Origin of the sequence: Streptomyces chengmaiensis (assembly GCF_029846775.1) — a bacterium.
Taxonomy (GTDB): Bacteria; Actinomycetota; Actinomycetes; order Streptomycetales; family Streptomycetaceae; genus Streptomyces; species Streptomyces chengmaiensis.
This window is the reverse complement of sequence record NZ_JARWBG010000006.1, coordinates 179,275-200,343: the sequence shown is the minus strand read 5'-3', so window position 1 is coordinate 200,343 and position 21,069 is coordinate 179,275. Positions and strand designations below refer to the sequence as shown.

20 protein-coding genes and 1 pseudogene are annotated in these 21,069 nt (G+C 71.7%); 7 read left to right on the top strand and 14 right to left on the bottom strand.

The genetic code is table 11. From position 1 onward, the window contains the following. The first annotated feature begins 321 nt into the window (after positions 1-321). Positions 322-2,292: a Stk1 family PASTA domain-containing Ser/Thr kinase gene (pknB, locus tag QCN29_RS08520; RefSeq protein ID WP_279927102.1), complete on the top strand. Its 1,971-nt coding sequence runs from the start codon at positions 322-324 to the stop codon at positions 2,290-2,292. A 50-nt stretch (positions 2,293-2,342) separates the two neighbouring features. Further along, positions 2,343-3,188, top strand: coding sequence for a deoxyribonuclease IV (locus QCN29_RS08515; RefSeq protein ID WP_279927119.1), 846 nt, complete (start codon positions 2,343-2,345; stop codon positions 3,186-3,188). A 28-nt stretch (positions 3,189-3,216) separates the two neighbouring features. Here the strand turns inward: QCN29_RS08515 and QCN29_RS08510 are convergent, their stop codons facing one another. Further along, the gene (locus QCN29_RS08510; protein WP_279927101.1) at positions 3,217-3,849 is read right to left on the bottom strand and encodes a sulfite oxidase-like oxidoreductase; all 633 of its coding nucleotides are present in this window, start codon (positions 3,847-3,849) and stop codon (positions 3,217-3,219) included. A 151-nt stretch (positions 3,850-4,000) separates the two neighbouring features. Here QCN29_RS08510 and bfr point away from each other — a divergent pair, with 151 nt between their 5' ends. Next, positions 4,001-4,480 (top strand): bacterioferritin, encoded by a 480-nt coding sequence (gene bfr / locus QCN29_RS08505; RefSeq protein ID WP_279927100.1) that lies wholly within the window; start codon positions 4,001-4,003, stop codon positions 4,478-4,480. Positions 4,481-4,510: 30 nt separating this feature from the next. On the opposite strand, the gene QCN29_RS08500 is transcribed toward bfr, so the two are convergent. Both QCN29_RS08500 and QCN29_RS08495 read right to left on the bottom strand, forming a co-directional pair. Then, entirely contained in the window at positions 4,511-4,765 is a 255-nt protein-coding gene (locus tag QCN29_RS08500; RefSeq protein ID WP_279927099.1) for a (2Fe-2S)-binding protein, read from the bottom strand. Positions 4,766-4,942: 177 nt separating this feature from the next. Beyond that, a complete protein-coding gene (locus QCN29_RS08495; RefSeq protein WP_279927118.1) occupies positions 4,943-6,289 on the bottom strand; it encodes a class II 3-deoxy-7-phosphoheptulonate synthase in 1,347 nt (448 codons plus the stop codon). Between the two features lie 138 nt (positions 6,290-6,427). Between QCN29_RS08495 and QCN29_RS37050 the strand changes: the two genes are divergently transcribed. Next, on the top strand, positions 6,428-6,493 hold the full coding sequence (locus tag QCN29_RS37050; protein WP_398859154.1) for a trp operon leader peptide: 66 nt from the start codon (positions 6,428-6,430) through the stop codon (positions 6,491-6,493). 109 nt (positions 6,494-6,602) lie between these two features. Next, the gene (locus QCN29_RS08490) at positions 6,603-8,468 is read left to right on the top strand and encodes an anthranilate synthase family protein (protein ID WP_279927098.1); all 1,866 of its coding nucleotides are present in this window, start codon (positions 6,603-6,605) and stop codon (positions 8,466-8,468) included. A 261-nt stretch (positions 8,469-8,729) separates the two neighbouring features. Here the strand turns inward: QCN29_RS08490 and QCN29_RS08485 are convergent, their stop codons facing one another. The 5 genes and pseudogenes from QCN29_RS08485 to QCN29_RS08465 all read right to left on the bottom strand — a co-directional run bounded on the left by QCN29_RS08485 (position 8,730) and on the right by QCN29_RS08465 (position 13,906). Beyond that, positions 8,730-9,725, bottom strand: coding sequence for a 2-hydroxyacid dehydrogenase (locus QCN29_RS08485; RefSeq protein ID WP_279927097.1), 996 nt, complete (start codon positions 9,723-9,725; stop codon positions 8,730-8,732). 190 nt (positions 9,726-9,915) lie between these two features. Then, the gene (locus QCN29_RS08480; protein ID WP_279927096.1) at positions 9,916-10,944 is read right to left on the bottom strand and encodes a 6-phosphofructokinase; all 1,029 of its coding nucleotides are present in this window, start codon (positions 10,942-10,944) and stop codon (positions 9,916-9,918) included. Between the two features lie 140 nt (positions 10,945-11,084). Next, positions 11,085-11,835, bottom strand: a pseudogene (locus QCN29_RS08475) (response regulator). Continuing rightward, the gene (gene macS, locus QCN29_RS08470; protein WP_279927095.1) at positions 11,835-13,052 is read right to left on the bottom strand and encodes a MacS family sensor histidine kinase; all 1,218 of its coding nucleotides are present in this window, start codon (positions 13,050-13,052) and stop codon (positions 11,835-11,837) included. Before macS ends, QCN29_RS08475 begins: the two are co-directional and overlap by 1 nt. 47 nt (positions 13,053-13,099) lie before the next feature. After that, complete coding sequence (locus QCN29_RS08465; RefSeq protein ID WP_279927094.1) at positions 13,100-13,906, bottom strand: lysophospholipid acyltransferase family protein; 807 nt, start codon at positions 13,904-13,906, stop codon at positions 13,100-13,102. Positions 13,907-14,122: 216 nt separating this feature from the next. On the opposite strand from QCN29_RS08465, the gene QCN29_RS08460 reads away from it, so the two are divergent. Next, a complete protein-coding gene (locus QCN29_RS08460; protein WP_240139131.1) occupies positions 14,123-14,902 on the top strand; it encodes an alpha/beta hydrolase in 780 nt (259 codons plus the stop codon). After that, complete coding sequence (locus QCN29_RS08455; RefSeq protein WP_279927093.1) at positions 14,895-15,506, top strand: hypothetical protein; 612 nt, start codon at positions 14,895-14,897, stop codon at positions 15,504-15,506. The genes QCN29_RS08460 and QCN29_RS08455 overlap by 8 nt, the downstream gene beginning before the upstream one ends. Before the next feature lie 55 nt (positions 15,507-15,561). Here the strand turns inward: QCN29_RS08455 and QCN29_RS08450 are convergent, their stop codons facing one another. From QCN29_RS08450 to QCN29_RS08425, 6 genes are all read right to left on the bottom strand, one after another. Continuing rightward, on the bottom strand, positions 15,562-16,314 hold the full coding sequence (locus QCN29_RS08450) for an endonuclease/exonuclease/phosphatase family protein (protein ID WP_398859152.1): 753 nt from the start codon (positions 16,312-16,314) through the stop codon (positions 15,562-15,564). A gap of 459 nt (positions 16,315-16,773) precedes the next feature. Beyond that, positions 16,774-17,715 (bottom strand): ROK family glucokinase, encoded by a 942-nt coding sequence (locus tag QCN29_RS08445; RefSeq protein WP_240139128.1) that lies wholly within the window; start codon positions 17,713-17,715, stop codon positions 16,774-16,776. 65 nt (positions 17,716-17,780) lie between these two features. Continuing rightward, positions 17,781-18,272 carry a DUF5304 family protein gene (locus QCN29_RS08440; RefSeq protein ID WP_279927091.1) on the bottom strand — a complete coding sequence of 164 codons (492 nt, stop codon included), beginning with the start codon at positions 18,270-18,272 and terminating at the stop codon, positions 17,781-17,783. A 90-nt stretch (positions 18,273-18,362) separates the two neighbouring features. Further along, the gene (locus QCN29_RS08435; RefSeq protein WP_279927090.1) at positions 18,363-19,544 is read right to left on the bottom strand and encodes an ArsA family ATPase; all 1,182 of its coding nucleotides are present in this window, start codon (positions 19,542-19,544) and stop codon (positions 18,363-18,365) included. Next, positions 19,544-19,993, bottom strand: coding sequence for an SRPBCC family protein (locus QCN29_RS08430; protein ID WP_279927089.1), 450 nt, complete (start codon positions 19,991-19,993; stop codon positions 19,544-19,546). Before QCN29_RS08430 ends, QCN29_RS08435 begins: the two co-directional genes overlap by 1 nt. Positions 19,994-20,137: 144 nt before the next feature. Continuing rightward, a complete protein-coding gene (locus tag QCN29_RS08425; protein WP_279927117.1) occupies positions 20,138-20,905 on the bottom strand; it encodes a metallophosphoesterase family protein in 768 nt (255 codons plus the stop codon). Positions 20,906-21,069: the final 164 nt, after the last annotated feature.

The following is a 21,069-nucleotide window of genomic DNA, read 5'->3' as shown; positions in this document are numbered from 1 at the left end:
GGGGCGGGGCAGGACGGCAGGCAGCGGAGCGCGGCGTCGACCGGCCTGGCTCGGGGCCGCGCCGGGGCGGGGCAGGACGGCAGGACCCCGTGCGGACGGGCCGTGCGGCCGAGCCCGCGTGGGGTCCCGGCCGTACGAGGCCCGGCCGTCGACCGGCCGGGCTCGGGGCCGCGCCGGGGCGCCCCTGCGGCGTCGCCCACCCTGCTGCGGGAGCCGCAAGGGCCCGGACACCGATCCGTACGTGACAGGTTGGTCGCAGTGCCGGGTCTGTGCCGCTCGAGGCGTTCGGGAGGTGCAGGCCCGGCTCGTACACTCAACGGCGTGGATACGACCCTTCAGGACCCCCTCGTCGGGCAGCTGCTCGACGGCCGCTACCGAGTCGACGAGCGCATCGCCGTCGGCGGCATGGCCACGGTCTACCGGGCGGTCGACACCCGTCTGGACCGGGTGCTTGCTCTCAAGGTCATGCACCCCGCTCTCGCCGCCGACGCCACCTTCGTGGAGCGGTTCATCCGCGAGGCCAAGTCCGCGGCCCGGCTCGACCATCCCAATGTGGTGGGGGTCTTCGACCAGGGCGCCGAGGGTGCGTATGTCTATCTGGCCATGGAGTACGTGGCCGGCTGCACGCTGCGCGACGTGCTGCGCGAGCGAGGGGCGCTCCAGCCGCGGGCGGCGCTGGACATCCTGGAGCCGGTGCTGGCCGCGCTGGGCGCCGCGCACCGGGCGGGGTTCGTCCACCGCGACATGAAGCCGGAGAACGTCCTCATAGGGGACGACGGCAGGGTCAAGGTCGCCGATTTTGGCCTGGTGCGGGCCGTGGGGTCGGTGACCAGCACCACCGGCGCGGTGCTGGGTACCGTGTCGTATCTCGCTCCGGAGCAGATCGAGCACGGCACCGCGGACACCCGCGCCGATGTGTACGCGTGCGGGGTCGTGCTGTACGAGATGCTGACCGGGGCCAAGCCGTACGCCGGGGACACCCCGGCCCAGGTTCTCTACCGGCATCTGAACGAGGATGTGCCAGCTCCGTCCGCCCTTGTCCCCGGGCTGGCGGTCGAGCTGGACGAGCTGGTGGCGAGCGCGACCGCCCGGCATGCCGACGTCCGTCCGGACGACGCCGTGGCGCTGCTCTCCCGGGTGCGTGAGGCCCGCGCGGCGCTCGGCGACGAGCAGCTCGACGCCGTGCCGCCGCAGGCCCGGGACACGGCGGGGGACGCGGTGGCGGACGCGGGCCCGGTCTCCCCCGAGGCCATGACCAGTGTGATCCCCCGTACGGCGCCCATGGAGCCGGGGGCCGGGGCGCCCCCCGCGGATTCCGGCCACACCAGCAGACTCGAGGTGCCCCTGCCGCCTCCTCCGCACCCGCCGGGGCAGGCCCGGCCGCGCGGCGGCAGGGTCCCGATGCCCCGGCGCGGCGTGCTCGCAGCGCTGATCGCGGTTCTGGTGGTCCTGGGGGTCGGCGCGGGCGTCTGGTACATCGGCTCCGGGCAGTTCACCCGGGTCCCCGCGTTGATCGGCAAGACCGAGCAGGAGGCGCGGCAGCGGCTCGGCGACGCCGGTCTCGGCGTCAAGGAGGTGCGCCGCGACTTCAGCGAGACGGTCGAGCGGGGCACGGTGATCAGCAGCGACCCCGGCACCGGTGAGCGCATCCGGGGCAACGGCTCGGTGACCATCGTCGTCTCCCGCGGCCCGGAGATCGTGAAGGTTCCGGACCTGAAGGGCAAGCCGCTCGCCGAGGCTCAGCGGGAGCTCGAGAAGACCGGTCTCGCGCCCGGGGTCGTCACCGAGGAGTTCAGCGAGGACGTCGAGCGGGGCTCGGTGATCAGCACGGAGCCGGGAGCGGGCGCCGGGCGCAGCCCCGACACGGCCGTCGCGCTGACCGTCAGCAAGGGCGCGCTGGTCGATGTGCCGGACGTGGTCGGCGACTCGGTGGACGACGCCACCCGTGAGCTGAAGGACGCCGGCTTTGAAGTGCAGGTGGCCCCGGAGCGGATCAACTCGGCCGAGGAGGCCGGGGCGGTCGCCCGGCAGTCGCCCGGCAAGGGCGCGGAGGCGGCCCGGGGCGACACGGTGACGCTCACGCTCTCCAAGGGCCCGCGGATGGTCGAGGTCCCGGATGTGGTGGGCGACAAGGCCGACGACGCCGAGCGGAAGCTGAAGCAGGCAGGCTTTGAAGTGAAGGTGGAGAAGAACTTCCCCTTCCTCGGCGACGAGGTGGAGAGCCAGTCCGTCGACGGCGGCGAGCAGGCACCCGAGGGCAGCACCGTCACCATCCGGATCAAGGGCCTGTAGCAGCCGGGGCCCGTGGCAGCGAGCAAGGAACCGTGGAATCCGTGGAGCGTGTGCGCAACCCCGTGGGCAGTCATGTGCCCGTGGCGGGCGGTCTGGCCAGGATCGGTCTGGGCTATGCCCGTGAGCTGGGCGCGGAGGCCGTCCAGGTGTTCGTCGCCAATCCGCGGGGGTGGGCGACGCCCGCGGGGAACCCGGCACAGGACGAGCAGTTCCGCGCGGAGTGCGCGGCCGAGGGGATGTCGGCCTGGGTGCACGCCCCCTACCTGATCAACTTCGGCTCGCACACGGAGGCCACCGTGGAGCGGTCGGCCGAGTCGCTGCGGCACTCACTGCGCCGGGGACGGGACATCGGGGCGCTGGGCGTGGTGGTGCACACCGGCTCCGCGACCGGGGGGCGGCCGCGTGGCGAGGCCCTGGCGCAGGTCCGGGAGCGGATGCTGCCGCTGTTGGACGAGCTGGCGGACGACGATCCGTTTCTGCTGCTGGAGTCGACGGCCGGGCAGGGCTTCTCGCTCTGCTCCCGGATGGAGGACTTCGGCCCGTACTTCGAGGCGCTGGACTTCCATCCGAAGCTCGGCGTGTGCCTGGACACCTGCCACGCATTCGCCGCAGGTCACGATCTCGCCGCCCCGCAGGGGATGGCGCTGGCTCTGGACCTGCTGGCGGCGACCGTCGGCGAGGGGCGGCTGAAACTCGTCCACGCCAACGACTCCAAGGACGTCGTCGGGGCCCACAAGGACCGGCATGCGAACATCGGCGCGGGCCATATCGGCGAGGAGCCGTACCGGGAGCTGATGCGCCATCCGGCGACCGAGGGGGTGCCCCTGATCATCGAGACGCCGGGCCGCAAGGAGGGCCATGCGGCGGATGTCGCCCTGCTGAAGAAGCTCCGCTGACCGGCGGAGAGGCGGCAGAGCCCGGGGGCTACAGCTCGGGGCCGTCTCCGGGCTCCTCCTGGTAGGAGTAGCGCTGCTCCCGCCAGGGGTCGCCGAGGTTGTGGTAGCCCCGCTCCTCCCAGAAGCCCCGCCGGTCCGCGATCATGTACTCGACGCCCCGGACCCATTTGGGCCCCTTCCAGGCGTACAGATGCGGCACGATCAGCCGCAGCGGGAAGCCGTGCTCGGCGGTGAGCAGTTCGCCGTCCTTGTGGGTGGCGAAAATCGTGCGCTCGGAGGCGAAGTCCGACAGCCGCATATTGGCGCTGAAGCCGTACTCCGCCCACACCATCACATGAGTGACGTCGGCCGCCGGAGGGGCGAGCTCCACGATCGTGCGGGCGGGCACTCCGCCCCATTCGGCCCCCACCATGCTGAACTTCGTCACACAGTGGAGATCGGCGACGACGGTGGAGAAGGGCAGCGCCGAGAACTCCTCATGGTTCCAGCAGCGTTTGTCGCCGTCCGCGGTGTGGCCGAAGACGCGGAACTCCCAGCGGTCCGGCCTGAACTTGGGGACGGGGCCGTAGTGAGTGACCGGCCAGCCCCGCTGCAGCCGCTGTCCCGGCGGAAGCACGGACTCCTCTGGTGCGCGGTATTCCCGGCTCTCCGGCTGACCCATGCCCTCAATGGTGACAGACAGGAGGGGGTGGTCATGACCGGGTCTGCACCGATTCGGGCAACTCGTACTAAGCATGTACTTACTGGACGACCCCTGCTCGCGGTGCGAGGATGCGCCCACCTGCCGGTCACATGTGGAAGGAGCCTCTGCGATGCAGGGCGACCCCGAGGTCATCGAGTTCCTGAACGAGCAGCTGACTGCCGAACTGACCGCGATCAACCAGTACTTCCTCCATTCGAAGATGCAGGAGAACTTCGGCTGGACGAAGCTCGCCAAGTACACGCGCGCGGAGTCGTTCGACGAGATGAAGCACGCGGAGGTGCTCACCGACCGCATCCTCTTCCTCGACGCCCTGCCGAACTACCAGCGCCTCTTCCACGTCCGCGTCGGCCAGACGGTGACCGAGATGTTCCAGGCCGACCGGCAGATCGAAGTGGAGGCGATCGACCGGCTCAGGCGCGGCATCGAGCTGATGCGCAGCAAGGGCGACATCACCTCGGCGAATATCTTCGAGTCGATCCTGGCGGACGAGGAGCACCACATCGACTATCTCGACACCCAGCTGGAGCTGGTCGAGAAGCTCGGTGAGCCGCTGTACATCGCCCAGCTGATCGAGCAGCCGGACAGCTGACAGCCGGAACCGGTCTCTGCGGTCAGGCGATCAGGCGGCTTCTTCGAGCAGCGGGGCCTCGTCCGGCGACCCGGCGCCGGCGGTGAGCGCCGGCAGCCCCTGATCGAGCAGCTCACGGCGCGGGCAGCCGCCGCGGCCGAGCAGGGACTGGATCTTGCGGACGCAGGAGCCGCAGTCGGTGCCCGCCTTGCTGGCGGAGGCTATCTGCCGGGGGGTGCATGCGCCCGCGTCGGCGTGCTCCTTGACCTGCTTCTCCGTAATGCCGAAGCACGAGCAGACGTACACGCGGATCCACCTCCCGTCCGATGCGAGCAGTCCGGCCGCGAAACAACCGGCCCACTGATCAATAAGGCTAACCTAACCTTACCCGCCGGGGGCGGCTCGCAAAAGCCCCGGATACGCCTGTGGGGCGTGGATCACATGGATCCACGCCCCACAGGCGGTGTGCGCACACTCACCGACTCACTGGTCGCGGTACATCTCCGCCACCAGGAACGCCAGATCGAGCGACTGGCTGCGGTTGAGCCGCGGGTCGCAGGCCGTCTCATAGCGCTGGTGCAGATCGTCGACGAAGATCTCGTCGCCGCCGCCCACGCACTCCGTGACATCGTCGCCGGTCAGCTCCACATGGATGCCGCCGGGGTGGGTGCCCAGAGCCTTGTGGACCTCGAAGAAGCCCTTGACCTCGTCCAGGACGTCGTCGAAGCGGCGCGTCTTGTGGCCGGAGGCGGCCTCGAAGGTGTTGCCGTGCATCGGGTCGGTCACCCAGGCCACCGTGGCCCCCGAGGCGGTGACCTTCTCGACCAGCTCGGGGAGCTTGTCGCGGACCTTGTCGGCGCCCATGCGGACGATGAAGGTCAGCCGGCCGGGCTCACGCTCGGGGTCCAGCCTGTCGATGTACGTCAGCGCCTCGTCGACCGTCGTCGTCGGCCCCAGTTTGACGCCGATCGGGTTGCGGATCCGCGACGCGAACTCGATGTGCGCCCCGTCGAGCTGCCGGGTGCGCTCGCCGATCCAGACCATATGGCCGGATACGTCGTAGAGGTCGCCGGTGCGGGAGTCCACCCGGGTCAGCGCCGACTCGTAGTCCAGCAGCAGCGCCTCGTGCGAGGCGTAGAACTCCACCGTGCGGAACTCGGCGGGGTCGGTGCCGCATGCCTTCATGAAGTTCAGCGCGTTGTCGATCTCACGGGCGAGCTGCTCGTAGCGCTGGCCCGAGGGGGACGACTTCACGAAGTCCTGGTTCCAGGCGTGCACCTGCCGCAGGTCGGCGTAGCCGCCGGTGGTGAAGGCACGCACCAGGTTCAGCGTGGAGGCGGACGCGTTGTACATCCGCTTGAGCCGCTCGGGGTCCGGGACGCGGGCCGCCTCGGTGAACTCGAAGCCGTTGACGGAGTCGCCCCGGTAGGTGGGCAGTGTCACACCGTCGCGGGTCTCGGTCGGCTTGGAGCGGGGCTTGGAGTACTGCCCCGCGATCCGGCCGACCTTGACCACCGGCACGGAGGCGGCGTAGGTGAGCACCGCGCCCATCTGGAGGAGGGTCTTGAGCTTGTTGCGGATGTGGTCCGCGGAGACGGCGTCGAAGGCCTCGGCGCAGTCGCCGCCCTGGAGCAGGAACGCCTCGCCCTTGGCGACGGCTCCCATCCGGGCGCGCAGCTGGTCGCACTCGCCGGCGAAGACGAGCGGCGGATACGACTCGAGGTCCGCGATCACATCGCGCAGAGCCTCGGCGTTCGGGTAGTCGGGCTGCTGCGCCGCGGGCAGGTCTCGCCAGGTGTTGCCACCGACAGCGGTGGTCTTAGCGTTCACGGTCACGACGTCAAGATTACGGGGTCCTGGACGAGGGCCCGTCGAGCGCCCAGCAAATGAGACGAGAAGTCCACGGCGCACTGCGGATCAGCGGACGGCCATCGGACAGCCGCGGGCGGATGCGCTAGGGTCGGCGGCATGTTCGCGCCGCCGACGTGCCTCAATCAGAACTGGTGGTGGACCGCAGACCCGGCGGCCCACTGACCGAGCGCGCGACATCATCGCCAAGGCCGCCCGAGGGGCGGCCTTCACTGTTTCCCGGGTCTCCCGGAGAGAAGCGGCCGTTCCTCCCTCTCTCCCGGAAGGAACCCGCATGATCATCCAAAGGCTGCTGGCGGACGACTGCCCTCCGTTCGCTCTGCTGCGCCGCCGCACCCCCGGCGGCGACCACGACACCGTGGAACTGCTGATCGGGTCCGTGCACGAGGCCGAGCGCCTCGCGGACATCCCGGTCGGCGAGCTGCCGTCCCTCGCGCTCGTGCCCTTCCGGCAGATCAGGGAGCGCGGCTTCGACGTCCGCGACGACGGCACGCCGCTGACCGTGCTCGTCGCCGACGAGGTGCACGAGCTGCCGCTGGCCGAGGTGCTCGCCGGGCTGCCCGCGCATGAGGTGCGGGTGGAGGACGGCGGGTTTGACACCGAGGACGCGGCGTACTCGGACATCGTCCGGCGGGTCGTCCGGGACGAGATCGGCGCCGGTGAAGGAGCGAACTTCGTCGTACGGCGGACCTACACGGGGCGCATCCCCGGTTTCGGCCGCGCCGACGCGCTCGCCCTGCTGCGGCGGCTGCTCCAGGGCGAGCGGGGCGCGTACTGGACGTTCGCCGTGCACACCGGGGAGCGGACGCTGATCGGCGCGAGCCCCGAGGTGCATGTGCGGATGTCCGGGGGCACGGTCGTGATGAACCCGATCAGCGGCACCTACCGCTATCCGGAGGGCGGTGCGACGGCGGAGGGCCTGCTGGCCTTCCTCGACGACCGCAAGGAGCGCGAGGAGCTCTCCATGGTCGTCGACGAGGAGCTGAAGATGATGTGCACCGTCGGCGACATGGGCGGGGTGGTGATCGGGCCCCGCCTGAAGGAGATGTCGCACCTGGCGCACACCGAGTACGAGCTGCGGGGACGCTCCTCGCTCGATGTGCGCGAGGTGCTGAAGGAGACCATGTTCGCGGCGACGGTCACCGGGTCGCCGGTGGAGAACGCCTGCCGGGTGATCGCCCGGCACGAGGCGGGTGGCCGCGGCTACTACGCGGGCGCGCTGGCCCTCCTCGGCAGGGACGCCGGAGGGGCGCAGCGCCTGGACTCGCCGATCCTGATCCGCACGGCGGACATCGACGCGCAGGGCGTGGTGCGGGTGCCGGTGGGGGCGACGCTGGTGCGGCACTCGGACCCGGCGGGTGAGGTCGCCGAGACGCACGCCAAGGCGGCGGGGGTGCTGGCGGCGCTCGGGGTGCGGCCCGGGCGGCCGCGGGAGGAGTCCGTACGGCCCGGGCTGGCCGAAGACCCCCGGGTGCGGGCGGCGCTGGACGGCCGGCGGGCCCAGCTGGCGCCGTTCTGGCTGCGGATGCAGGCCCGCTCCGCACGGCTCACCGGGCGGGCGCTGGTGGTGGACGGGGAGGACACCTTCACCTCGATGCTGGCGCATCTGCTGCGGGCCTCCGGCCTTGAGGTGGCGGTCCGCCGCTTCGACGAGCCGGGCCTGCGGGCGGCGGTCCTCTCCCATCAGGGCCCGGTGGTGCTGGGCCCCGGCCCCGGAGACCCGACCGACGCCGCCGATCCCAAGATGCGGCTGCTGCGCGGGCTCGCCGGGGAACTGCTGCACGGCCACCGCCATGGGCTGCTGGGCGTCTGCCTGGGCCATGAGCTGCTCGCGGCGGAGCTCGGCCTGGACATCGTCCGCAAGGACGCCCCCCACCAGGGGGCCCAGGAACGGATCGACTTCTTCGGCCGGCCGGAGACCGTCGGCTTCTACAACAGCTTCACCGCCCGCTGCGACGAGGCGGCGGCGGAGGAGCTGGCGATGCACCGCATCGAACTGAGCCGCGACGCTCCGACGGGCGATGTCCACGCCCTGCGCGGCCCGGGCTTCGCGGGCGTCCAGTTCCACCCGGAGTCGGTCCTGACCACGTCGGGCGCGGAGCTGACGGCGTCGCTGCTTGCGGGGGTGCTGGTGCCGTGAAGCCGGGGGGCGGGGCGGCGTTCCCGTGCTTCGGGACGCGGGGCACCGCGGATCCTTCCCCCTCCCCGCCCGCTCCCGAAACCGGGGGCAGGCCCTTGCCGAAACCCGGGGCCCCAGACCCCGCAACGGCCTGAAGGCCGTGTCCTCAATCGCCGGACGGGCTGGAGTTCGGCTGCTCCGAATTCCAGCCCCGCCCGGGGCGCCCCGGAAGCAGTCCGGGGAGTTCGGTGCGCGGGGTCCGGGGCGGAGCCCCAGTGGGGCCTAGGCGCGGGGGACCAGCGTGTTGTCGCTGCGGCGGCCCGCCGCGTAGTCGTCGACGTTGCGCCGCGTCGTCTCGACGATCTGGGTCACCGCGTCCCGGGTGTAGTACGCCTGGTGCGAGGTGACCAGCACGTTCGGGAACGTCATCAGCCTGGCCAGGGTGTCGTCCTCGATCGCCTCGAGGGACCTGTCGAGGAAGAACAGACCGGCCTCCGCCTCGTACACGTCGAGGCCCACACCGGTGAAGCGGCCCCGACGCAACGAGTCGACCAGCGCGTCCGTGTCGATCAGGCCGCCGCGGCTGGTGTTCACCAGGATCGCGTCGTCCTTCATCATGCGCAGCGCCTCGGCGTCCAGGAGGTGATGGGTGGCGGGCAGCAGGGGGACATGCAGGCTGACCAGGTCGCTGGAGGCCAGCAGTTCCTCCTTCTCGACGTACTTCATGCCGAGGTCCACGCACGCGGGGTTGGGCGCGAGGTCCCAACCGAGCAGTTGCGCGCCGAAGCCGTGGGCGATCCGGGTGAAGGCCTCACCGATCTTCCCGGTGCCGAGCACGCCGACCGTGCGGCCGCGCAGATCGCGGCCCATCAGCCCGTCGAGGCGGAAGTCGAAGTACCGGGTGCGGCTCGCGGCGCGGACGACGTTGCGGTTGACCGCCATCGCCAGGGTCCAGGCGAACTCGGCGACGGAGTACGGCGAGTAGTACGAGACACGGGCGACGGTCAGACCGAGACTCCCGGCGACGTCGAGGTCGATGTTGTTGAAGCCCGTGGAACGCTGGGCGATCATCCGGGTCCCGCCGTCGGCCAGGATCCTCAGCACCTGTGCGCCCAGATCGGCGTTGACGCTGGTGGAGACCGCCTCGTGGCCTGCGGCCAGCGGGGCGGTGTCCTCGGCGAGGAAGACGTCCAGGCACCGGATGTCATGGCCCTTCGCGAAGGCCCTCTCGATCAGCGGTTTCTCGTCTGCCTGCACACCGAACGCCAGGACTTCCACGACACACCTCTCCAAGACGGGCAATCGGGCCGGATATCACGCTTGTCAGCGCGTGTCCGTATCGCGAATATACGGCCCGCGGCCCGTCGGCGCCCGGGCCGAACGGCCCTCGCCGTCGCCGTCGCCTCGCCGTCACCCTCGCCTCGCCGTCGACCTCGCCGTCGCGTCGCCCTCGGCCTCGGCCTCGCCGTCAGCCGAAGAAGACTCCGACCTCCTCGTAGAGCTTCGGGTCGACCGTCTTCAGCCTTGATGTAGCCTCGGCGATCGGAACGCGCACGATGTCCGTGCCGCGCAGCGCGACCATCGAGCCGAAGTCGCCGTCCCACACGGCCTCGATGGCGTGCAGCCCGAAGCGCGTGGCCAGCCAGCGGTCGAAGGCGCTGGGCGTGCCGCCGCGCTGGACATGGCCGAGCACGGTGGTGCGGGCCTCCTTGCCGGTGCGCTTCTCGATCTCCTTGGCCAGCCACTCCCCCACGCCGGAGAGCCGGACATGGCCGAAGGAGTCCACGGAGCCGTCCTTGAGGACCGCCTCGCCGTCCTTGGGCATCGCGCCCTCGGCGACGACCACGATCGGGGCGTAGCTCGCCTTGAACCGGGACGTCACCCAGGCGCAGACCTGGTCGAGGTCGAAGCGCTGCTCGGGGATGAGGATGACGTTCGCCCCGCCGGCGAGGCCGGAGTGGAGGGCGATCCAGCCGGCGTGACGCCCCATCACCTCCACCACCAGGACCCTCATATGGGACTCGGCCGTGGTGTGGAGGCGGTCGATCGCCTCGGTGGCGATGCCGACGGCGGTGTCGAAGCCGAAGGTGTAGTCGGTGGCGGACAGGTCGTTGTCGATGGTCTTGGGGACGCCGACGCACTTGACGCCGTACTCGTCCGACAGCCGGGCCGCGACGCCCAGCGTGTCCTCCCCGCCGATCGCGACGAGCGCGTCGACCTCGTCCTTGGCGAGGTTCTCCTTGATGCGGCGGACGCCGTCCTCTTCCCGGAAGGGGTTGGTGCGCGACGAGCCGAGGACGGTGCCGCCGCGGGGCAGGATGCCGCGTACGGAGGGGATGCCGAGGGGCGCCGCGTCGCCGTCCAGCGGTCCGCGCCAGCCGTCGCGGTAGCCGAGGAACTCGTACCCGTACTCCTGCACGCCCTTGCGGACGATGCCGCGGATGACCGCATTGAGCCCGGGGCAGTCGCCGCCCCCGGTCAGTACTCCGACGCGCATGGAATCTCTCCTTCGCATGGTGAGCCTAGTGACCGCCACGCTAATGGTGAGCCAGATCACTCGCAGATGGGAAGGATCGTCAACTTCGTTATGTCCCAGGGCGGTTGGGCCCAGGATTTTCACCCGAACGAGTAATGGCGTCAGGCGTCGTCCAGGCCTCGCTCTATCGCGTACCGCACCAACTCGACCCTGTTGTGGAGCTGGAGCTTGCCGAGGGTGTTCTGGACGTGGTTCTGCACGGTGCGGTGGGAGATGACCAGACGCTCGGCGATCTGCTTGTACGACAGCCCCTTGGCCACCAGCCGCAGCACCTCCGTCTCCCGCTCGGTGAGCCGCGGCGCATGCGGCTCACGGGCGTCNCGTCTCCCGCTCGGTGAGCCGCGGCGCATGCGGCTCACGGGCGTCGGCGGCGGGGGCGGGCTCGGCGGCCAGCCTGCGGTACTCACCGAGGACCAGCCCCGCGAGCCCAGGAGTGAAGACCGGGTCCCCGGCGGCCGTGCGGCGCACCGCGTCCGTCAGCTCACCGGTGCTGGCCGACTTGAGCAGATAGCCGGTGGCGCCGGACTTGACCGCCTCCAGCACGTCCGCGTGCTCGCCGCTCGCGGACAGCACGAGCACACGCAGCCCCTCCAGTGAGCCGACGAGTTCCTTGCACACCTGGACGCCCGGCTTCGCGGGCAGGTTCAGATCGAGGACGAGGACGTCCGGGCTCGCCGCACGCGCACGGCGCACCGCCTGCTCGCCGTCGCCTGCCGTGGCGACCACCTCAAAGCCCGCGGCCTCGAGATCGCGGGCGACCGCGTCACGCCACATGGGGTGGTCGTCGACCACCATGACCCTGATCGCCCGCCCGGTCTCCTGCTCTTCCGAAGGCTGCCGCTGGTCCGTCATCAGTCCTGTCCCGCCTTCCCCCGTGGAACCTTCAATTCGACTTCCGTGCCCTGCCCCGGCACCGAGATCACCTCGGCGCCGCCGCCCAGATCCCGCAGCCGCCCGCGGATGGACAGCGCGACCCCCATCCGCCCCTCCCCCTCGGCCTGCTCCAGCCGGCCCTCCGGGATGCCGGGGCCCTCGTCCCGAACGGTCACGACCACCTCGTCGGGCCAGTCCTCGACCAGGATCCAGGCGCGCGCCCGCTCCCCGACGTGTCTGCGGACATTGTCCAGGGCGGCGCCGACAGCAGCCGTCAGCTCCCGTGCGGCGGGGGCGGGCAGCAGCACCGGCGCGCCCGGTTCGGAGAGCGTCACCCGCGAGTTCGCGTACGGGCCCAGCAGGGTCAGCAGATCGCACGGCGCGAGGGCCTCGGGGAGCTCCGGGCCCGGCTCTTCGACGACTCGCACCACCGCGCCCTGCGAGGCGTCCTCCGAGACCCGGGACGCGGGCACCATGCCGCCGGCGACCAGGGTCCGCAGGGCGACTTCCTGCTCGCCCGCCAGTCGGCCCAGCTCGGCCGCCTCGCCGCCGAGGGCCGTGCCGCGCCGCTGCACCATGGCCAGCACCTGCAGCACGCTATCGTGGATGTCCCGGGCGAGCCGCTCCCGCTCCCGCGTCGCGGCCTCGATTTCCAGGGCGCGGGCGAGGGTCCGCTCGGAGGCGCGGGCGACCTCGACGACGTACCCGATGGCGATGGACGCCACCCACACCAGCAGCACGTTGTGGTACGTGTCGCGGCTCGGCTCGCCCCGCTCCACGATGTTGGCGACGGCGACGACGGACGAGGCGCCGACCGCCCAGCGCCAGCCGCCCTTGATCGCATAGGCGAGCACGGAACCCGCCGTCCAGATGGTCGGCAGCGTCGGTCCGTCGATCTGCTGCGCCTGTTCGTCCGCCAGCGGCGTCAGCAGGATGCCGGCGACGGCGACGGTCAGATCGGCGGCCAGAAAGCGCTTGGTGCAGTGCGCCGCGCCCGCCACCTTGGGCAGGGTGACCAGCGTCCACACGGCCATGAAGGCCAGGAAGACGGCGGCTGCGAGGGGCCGCTCGAACTTCTCCCGGGTGAAGAAGGCCAGCAGCACCGCGTAGACCATGGTCAGCACGCGGTACGCGGTCAGCGCCCGCCACAGCGGCTGTTCGACCGACATCCGCACGACGCGCTCGCGCTTGGCCATCTTCCCCACCCCAGGACGGACTGTACTGCCGGACCGCGGGCCGTCGGCTAGGCCGCGGGCCGGTCCTGGCGACGGTCGTCCCCGCGCCGGCCCGCCTTCCCCTGCGCCGCGGACTCGGCCCTGGCCTGCTCCTTCGCCTGCTCCTTGGCCTGTGCCCTCGCGGCCTTCTCGGCCTCCGCGATCTGGCGCTTGGCCGCCGTGGCGTAGATGTCGACGTACTCCTGCCCGGACAGCTTCATGATCTCGTACATGACCTCGTCGGTCACCGAGCGCAGGATGAAGCGGTCGTTCTCCATGCCCCGATAGCGGCCGAAGTCCAGCGGCTTGCCGATTCTGATGCCCGGCCGCATCAGCTTGGGGATCACCTTCCCCGGCGGCTGGATCTTCTCGGTGTCGATCATCGCGACGGGGATGACGGGCGCGCCCGTGGCCAGCGCCACGCGCGCGAGGCCGCCGGGCTTGCCCCGGTAGAGGCGGCCGTCCGGGGAGCGGGTGCCCTCGGGGTAGATGCCGAACAGGCCGCCCTGCTCGATCACCTCGATGCCCGCCCTGACGGCCGCCTCACCCGCGCCGCGCGCGCCGGAACGGTCCACCGGAAGCTGGCCCACGCCCTTGAAGAAGGCCGCGGTGAGCCTGCCCTTGACGCCGGGCGTGGTGAAGTACTCGGCCTTGGCGATAAAGGTGACCTTGCGGTCCAGTACGGCAGGCAGGAAGAACGAGTCCGAGAAGGAGAGGTGGTTGCTCGCGAGGATCGCCGGCCCCTGGGCGGGTACGTTCTCCAGGCCTTCCACCCAGGGCCGGAAGGCAAGCTTCAGCGAGCTGCCGAGGGAGAACTTCATTGCGCCGTAGATCAACTCGTGTGCCTCCTGTGTGCTCTCGAACAGACCTTAACCCGTGGCGGGCGTGTGTTCCCCGCGACAGCCCCGCCGCCGGGAGCGTCGACGGCCCTGGTCGGTGTCAGTCCGGTCGCGTACGGTGAGGTACACCCTTTGAGCCAGGCATCCCGTCGGAACAATTCCGTCCGCAGAATTCCGTCCGCGGGATTCGATCCTCATGAACAGGAGACCCCGGTGCCGGTCCTTCCCGGAGCTGAGCCGTTCCGCCACGAGGGCGGAGAGGTCGGCGTCCTCCTCTGTCACGGATTCACCGGTTCCCCGCAGTCGCTGCGCCCCTGGGCCGGATATCTGGCGGAGCGCGGGCTGACGGTGTCGCTGCCGCTGCTGCCCGGGCACGGCACGCGCTGGCAGGACATGGAGATCACCGGCTGGCAGGACTGGTACGCGGAAGTGGACCGCGAGCTGCGGGCCCTGCGGGAGCGGTGCAGCCGGGTGTTCGTCTTCGGCCTGTCCATGGGCGGGGCGCTCACGCTGCGGCTCGCCGCCAAGCACGGTGACGCGATCAGCGGCATCGTGCTGGTGAACCCGGCGAACAAGGTCCACGGCCTGTCCGCGCACGCCCTGCCGGTCGCCCGGCACCTGGTGCGCACGACGAAGGGGCTGACCGACGACATCGCCAAGGACGGCGTGAAGGAGCTCGGCTACGACCGGGTGCCGCTGCACTCCGCGCACTCGCTGCGCCAGTTCCTGAAGCTGGTGGACGGGGAGCTGCCGCAGGTCACCCAGCCGCTGGTGCTGCTGCACAGCCCGCAGGACCATGTGGTGCCGCCCGTCGACTCGGCGCGCATACTCAGCCGCGTCTCCTCGCGGGACGTCAAGGAGATCCTGCTGGAACAGAGCTACCACGTGGCGACGTTGGACCACGATGCGGAGCTGATTTTCGAGGAGAGCTACGCGTTCATCGGCCGGCTCGCCCCCAGCGCGGGGAAGGAAGGAAGCACCACCGGTGGCTGACCAGCACGACGCGGACCGGGACGGGGACCGCGACCGGGAGCCGCAGCGCATCGACGAGGAGGCCGCCTGGGCCGCCATCGTCGCCGGGTACGGCGAGGAGCCCGCGGACCCGCCGGGGGCCAAGCCCTTCAAGTCCGTGGACGACCTGGCCGCGCTGGAAAGCAAGGTCGACGACGGTCCGCAGGACCGCGGGCCGGGCTCCCGCGAAGACGCGGACGGCGGGGGCGGCACGGACGCGGGAGCGGGCGGAGGGCCCTCGCTGGGCGGCTCGGTCACCTTTGCGCCCGGAGTGGGCGGCGGCCCCCGCGACTACCGGGTCTCCGAGCCCTCCGACGACGATCCCGGCGAGGGCGACGAGGGCCACTTCGTGCCGCCGGAGCCCCCGCCGCTGCCGGAATCCGACGTCACGGCGAAGTTCGCCTGGCTCGCGGTGGTCGGCGGACCGGTGCTGATGCTGGTCGCGGTGCTGTTGCGGTGGGACATGACCTGGTGGCTCACCACGCTGTGCGTGGGCGGCTTCCTGGGCGGTTTCGTCACCCTGGTGGCGCGGATGCGGCCGGGCGACGACGAGGACGACGATCCGGGGCGCGGCGCGGTGGTGTAGCGCGGGCGCGGTGTAGCGCGGCGCGGTGGTGTAGCGCGGGGCGTAGCGCGGCGGGTCAGACGGCGGGGACGCGGAGGGCGGCCAGGACCGGGAGATGGTCCGTGGCCGCCCTCAGATCGTCGTCGGCAACGCCGTCCAGCCCGGCGGGAACGCCGCAGCCGAGGACCTCGACGCCCTTGGTGGCGAAGATCGCGTCGATCCGCTGGTGCGGGTCGGCCGGCGTGGAAGTGTGCTCCCCTCCCCAGGGGGCGACCGCCCAGCAGTCCTGGAGCTCCGCCCCGAGCCGGCGGAAGGAGCGGCCGCCGGGGCGTTCGTTGACGTCGCCCGCGGCGACGGCGTACGGCACGTCCAGCGCCGCCAGCCGCCGCAGCACCATGCCGGCCTGCTCGTAGCGCTCATCCGCCCGCAGGCTCAGATGGCAGCTGAGCACCCCGAGTCGGGCGGCTCCGAAGCGTACGACCGCGGTGGCCAGCCCCCGGCGGTGCAGCCCCGGGGTGAGCGGCAGCAGCACGTCCTGAGTGCGCTCCACGGTCGCGCGCATCGAGCACAGCAGCAGCGGCCCGGCGGCGGTCGCCCCGCCGCTCAGCACCACCAGCTCGCTCTTGGCCGCCAGCCGGGCGGCATGCTTGCGCCACCGGAAGAAGCGCGGGGCCTCCTGTACGCACACCAGGTCGGGCGCGCAGGCGCGGATCACCCGGGCGAGTGCGTCCTCGTCGTCCCGCATGGAGCGGATGTTGTAGCTGAGCACCCGGATGACGGCGGAACCGTCGGGCTCGGTGTGGGGGTTGGGGAGCGGGGGGAGCGGCATGGGGGGCATTTCCCCAATCCCGCCCCTTCCCGAAACCGGGGGCTCCGCCCCCAGACCCCTGTACGGCCTTCGGCCGTGTCCTCAAACGCCGGACGGGCTGAAAATTGGGCTCCGCCCAATTCCAGCCCCGCCCGCGTCTGGGGCACAGGAGCCCGCGCAATCAAGCCCCGCCGGCGCTTGAGGCGCGAGGGTCCGGGGGCGGAGCAGCCCGCACCACAAGCCCTGCTGACGTCTGACGCGGAGGAGCCCGCGCAATCAAGCCCCGCCTACGGAACCAGGCACAGAAACCCGCACCACAAGCCCCGCCAACGTATATGGCGGAGGAGTCCCCGCCACACGCCCCGTCGACGTCCGACGCGGAGGAGCCCGCGCAATCAAGCCCCGCCGGCGCTTGAGGCGCGGGAGTCCGGGGGCGGAGCCCCCGGAAACCGGGGTCTGGGGCGGAGCCCCAGGAAGGCGTCAGCCGTGTCGGGCCAGGTCCGCCGCGCCCACCAGGCCCGCCTTGCCGCCGAGTTGCGCGGCGAGGACCTGGGCGTGGGGGCGCCACTGACCGCCGATCAGCCAGCGGCGGAAGGACTTGCGGATCGGGTCGAGGACCAGTTCGCCCTCGTCGGAGACGCCGCCGCCGACGATGAACGCCGAGGGGTCGAACAGGGACGCCAGGTCCGCGAGGCCCGCGCCGGCCCAGCGCGCCAGTTCGCGGAAGGAGTCGACGGCGACCGGGTCGCCCTGCCGGGCCGCGGCGCTGACGTGCTTGCCCTCGATGCCGCGGGAGGTGCCGTCGCCCAGTCCCAGCAGGATCTGCGCGTTCTCGGGCGTGGCGTTGGCGCGCTGGCGCGCGTATCGGACGAGAGCGCGCCCGGAGGCGTACTGCTCCCAGCAGCCCTGGCTGCCGCAGCCGCACAGCAGCCCGTCCGGAACCACCCGGATATGGCCGAACTCCGCGGCCACTCCGAAGCGCCCGCGGCGCAGCTTGTTGCCGATGATGATGCCGCCGCCGAGCCCGGTGCCGAGGGTGATGCAGATGACGTCGTCATGGCCCTGGCCGGCGCCGAAGCGGTACTCGCCCCATGCGGCCGCGTTCGCGTCGTTCTCGACGACCACCGGCAGGCCGACGCGCTGCTCGACCTTGTCCTTGAGCGGCTCGTGCCGCCAGTCGATGTTCGGCGCGAAGAGCACGGTGGCGCGCTTGTCGTCGACGTATCCGGCCGCGCCGATGCCGACGGCTTCGATGTCGCGCCCCTCCCCGGCCGAGGCCACGGCGGAGCAGATCGCGTCGACGATGCCCTCGGAGGTCGACGGGGTGGGCACCTTGTGCGTCTCGAGAATGGTGCCCTCTTCGTCGACCACGCCCGCCGCGATCTTCGTGCCGCCGATGTCGACGCCGATGGTGAGTCCCATGTGTCCCTCAGTTTTCGGTCGAGCCCCGCTATGGCCAACCGTACCCGAGGGCGGGCACCCGCCTGTCAGTCCAGGTCGATGTGCTCGCTGGGGCCCGGGCCCTCGTCAGGGCGTCCGTCACGGTGTCCGCCGTCACGTCCGTCACGTCCGTCACGCGGGTCCCCGGGTTCCTCGGTGTCGCCCGGCCGCTGCGTCCAGCGTCGCTCATGGCCCTCGACGGCGGATCGATAGGCGGCGAGCAGTTCGCCGCCTGCGGCGGCGAGGTGGTCGAAGACCCGGGGGTTGCGCTCGATGACCGGCTCGACGGCCGCCTTGGCCTGCTGGACGAACTGCTGTACCGCCTGCTGCGCGGCTGCCCCGGGCAGGGAGCCCTGGAGGGAGGAGACCTTGTCGGCGACGGCGTCCAGCAGCTTCCTGAACTCCTCGGACGCCGTGCCGGTCTGCTCCCCGTACTGGTCGCTTCGGCGCGCCCGCTCCGCCTTCAGGTCCTCGGCGCACGCATCGGCCCAGGCGTCGGCGTCGACCCGGGCGTCGGGGCGCTCGGTCGCATCGCTCATGGCGTACTCCGTGTCGGTCTCGCTGCCAGGCGTCACGGGGCCGGGACGGCCCTGCGTATGCCCGACGTTACCCGAACGGGCGATGTGTCTTCATCGTCCGAGCGGCCACAGCCCGGGGTCCGGGGCGAAGCGCACCGTCAGCTCGCCGTCCACCAGCCCCGCCCCCGCGACGGTGCAGCGGCGCAGCGCGGCCGGCAGCGGCGCGATCCTGCGGAACGGCCCGGCCGTGACCAGCAGTTCACCGCCGCGGCGGACCAGGGTCAGCTCCTCCTTGACCGCGCCGGGCAGCGGCAGCCGCCAGACGATGAAGCCGCCGTCGGCGCCGCCGTCCTCGGATCGCCGGTCCTCCACCGTCCAGCCCGGACCGGGGGCGAGCAGGGCGTCGTCGGACGGCGCGAGCAGGGCGAGGTCGTCGAGCCCGCGCGGGTCGCGGCCGAGGTGCGGCAGCTCGCACACCGTGCCGTACTCGGTGCGCAGCTCCGCAAGGTGCTTGTGCTGCTGTGCGATGAGCCCGGCGAGCCAGGCGTCGGGCGTCTCGGCGGGCAGCACCCGGTTGGCGACGACCATGTCGGGGGCCGGCCCCTGGAGGGCGAGGCCGAGGCGGGCGGAGCGCAGGGCGTCCGCGGCGGCCGGTCCCGGCTCGGCGACCAACCGCACGGCGGTGGCCGGGTGGTCGACGACCGCCTGGACGGCGGCCAGCTCGGCGTCCCAGCGTTCGGCTGTCTCGTAGAGCCGCTGTGCGGGCATCGGGACCCCGGCCAGCTGCGCGAGTACGGGGCGCAGGGCGCGGGCGGCCTGCCGTTCCCGCGGCAGCAGCCGGCGCAGATAGCGCCGGAGCTGCTCGGGCAGGGCGAGCAGGGCGATGGCCCGGCGCAGCGGGGGGAGGTCGAGGACGATCCGGTCCCAGTCGCCGCGCGCGGCGTGGGCCAGGGCGCGGAGCAGGGCGAACTCCTCGCTGCCGGGCAGCTCGGTCAGCTCCTCGTCTTCCAGCCGGGCGGCGCCGAGCAGGTCGAGGGCGGCGCCGCAGCGCTCCTGGAGGGAGAGGAACTCGGCGCGGAAGTCGGCGGCGGGCTCGATGCGGGCGGCCCACAGGCCGTCGGCGACCGGCTCGGGCGTTTCGACGCCGCCGCGTACGGGCGCGCCCAGCACCTCGCCGGGGTCGGCGCTCAGGAAGAGCGTGCGCTCTCCGCCTCGGGCGGCGGCGAGCGCCGTGGCCGCGGCGACGACAGTGCGGCCCGCGCCGCCGAGGCCGGTGACGAGGACCGTGCGCATCAGGTGTACGGCCCGCTCTCGACGCGCTGCTTCAGCCCGTCCAGCGCGCGGTCGATGATGACCTTCTCGGCCTTGCGCTTGATCATGCCCAGCATGGGGATCTTGACGTCCACGGTGAGCTGGTAGGTGACCTCGGTGCGGTCGCCCGCGCCGATCGGGGCGAGGGTGTAGGAGCCGTCGATGGCGCGCAGCATCTGGGACTTGACCAGCGTCCAGCTGACCTGGTTCGGGCCGTGCCAGGTGTAGGCGAGGGTGTGGTCGTCCTTGATCGCGCCCGCGTCGAGGACCAGCCTGACCTGCTCGGCGCGGCCCTGGTCGTCGGAGGCGAGCACCTCGGCCTGCTTCACCTCTCCGGTCCACTCCGGGTAGCGGGCGAAGTCGGAGATCACCGCCATGACGTCGGCCGGCGCCGCCGCGATCTCGATGCTCGAGCTGGTGTGTTCCGCCATCGCTGCGGCTCCTCACAGTGCGGTACGGACCGGTGTGGTGTGTATTGACCGGGGCTGGTGGTGTGTGCGGTGTGAAGGCTATCGCGGCCGGTCGGGCGGACCGCCCGGGGCCTGTTGGGGCGTGTGGGCCGCTCCGGGGGTTGGTCACCAGGTGAGCGTCCAGGGCTTGCCGGTGGCCGCGAAGTGGCCGACGTTGACGCATTCCGTGGCTCCGACGCGCATCCGGGGCGACAGCGGCTGGTGGACATGGCCGAAGAGGGCGTATCGGGGCCGGGTGCGGTGGATGGCCTCCAGCAGGGCGCGGCTGCCGCGTTCGAAGCGGCGCGGCACGGTGTCGTAGGTCAGTTCGGGGACGTCCGGGGGGATGTGCGAGCAGAGGACGTCGACCTCGCCGAGTGCCTCGACCTTGGCCGCGTACTCCTCGTCGGGGATCTCGTAAGGGGTGCGCATCGGGGACTGCAGTCCGCCGCCGACGAAGCCGAAGACGACTCCGCCGATCTCTGCGCGTTCGCCGTCGAGGACGGTGGTTCCGGGTCTGGCGTATTCCGACCAGAGTGCGGGGATATCGACGTTGCCGTAGGTGGCATACGTCGGTGTGGGGAGGGCGGCGAACATCTCGGCGTACTGGGCGCGCACGGCGGCCTCGATGGCGCTCTCCCGGTCGGCGCCGAGCTCGGCCCAGAGCCTGCGGGCGAGCTCCCGGGCCTCGCCGAAGCGGCGGGCGGTGCGCAGTTCCACGATCAGATCGGCGTTCCGCTCGCCGAAGAGGTCGGGGAAGATGCCGCGCGAGTGGTCGGCGTAGTCAAGGAAGAGCACCAGGTCGCCCAGGCAGATCAGGGCGTCGGCGCCGTCCCCCGCGGTGGCGAGATCCTTGGCGTTGCCGTGCACGTCGCTGACCACGTTGACTCGCATGCCTCGCATAACGATCACCCTAGGACGCGGGCTCGGACCTGGGTAGAGGCGGGCGGACGGGCAGTTACCTGCGAGTCATGAAAGGGGTGGACTAACCTGCGCGAAGCACCGCGGAACGTGTGTGACGCAGGGAACATCTGGCCGGGAACCCCTATCGGGAAGCG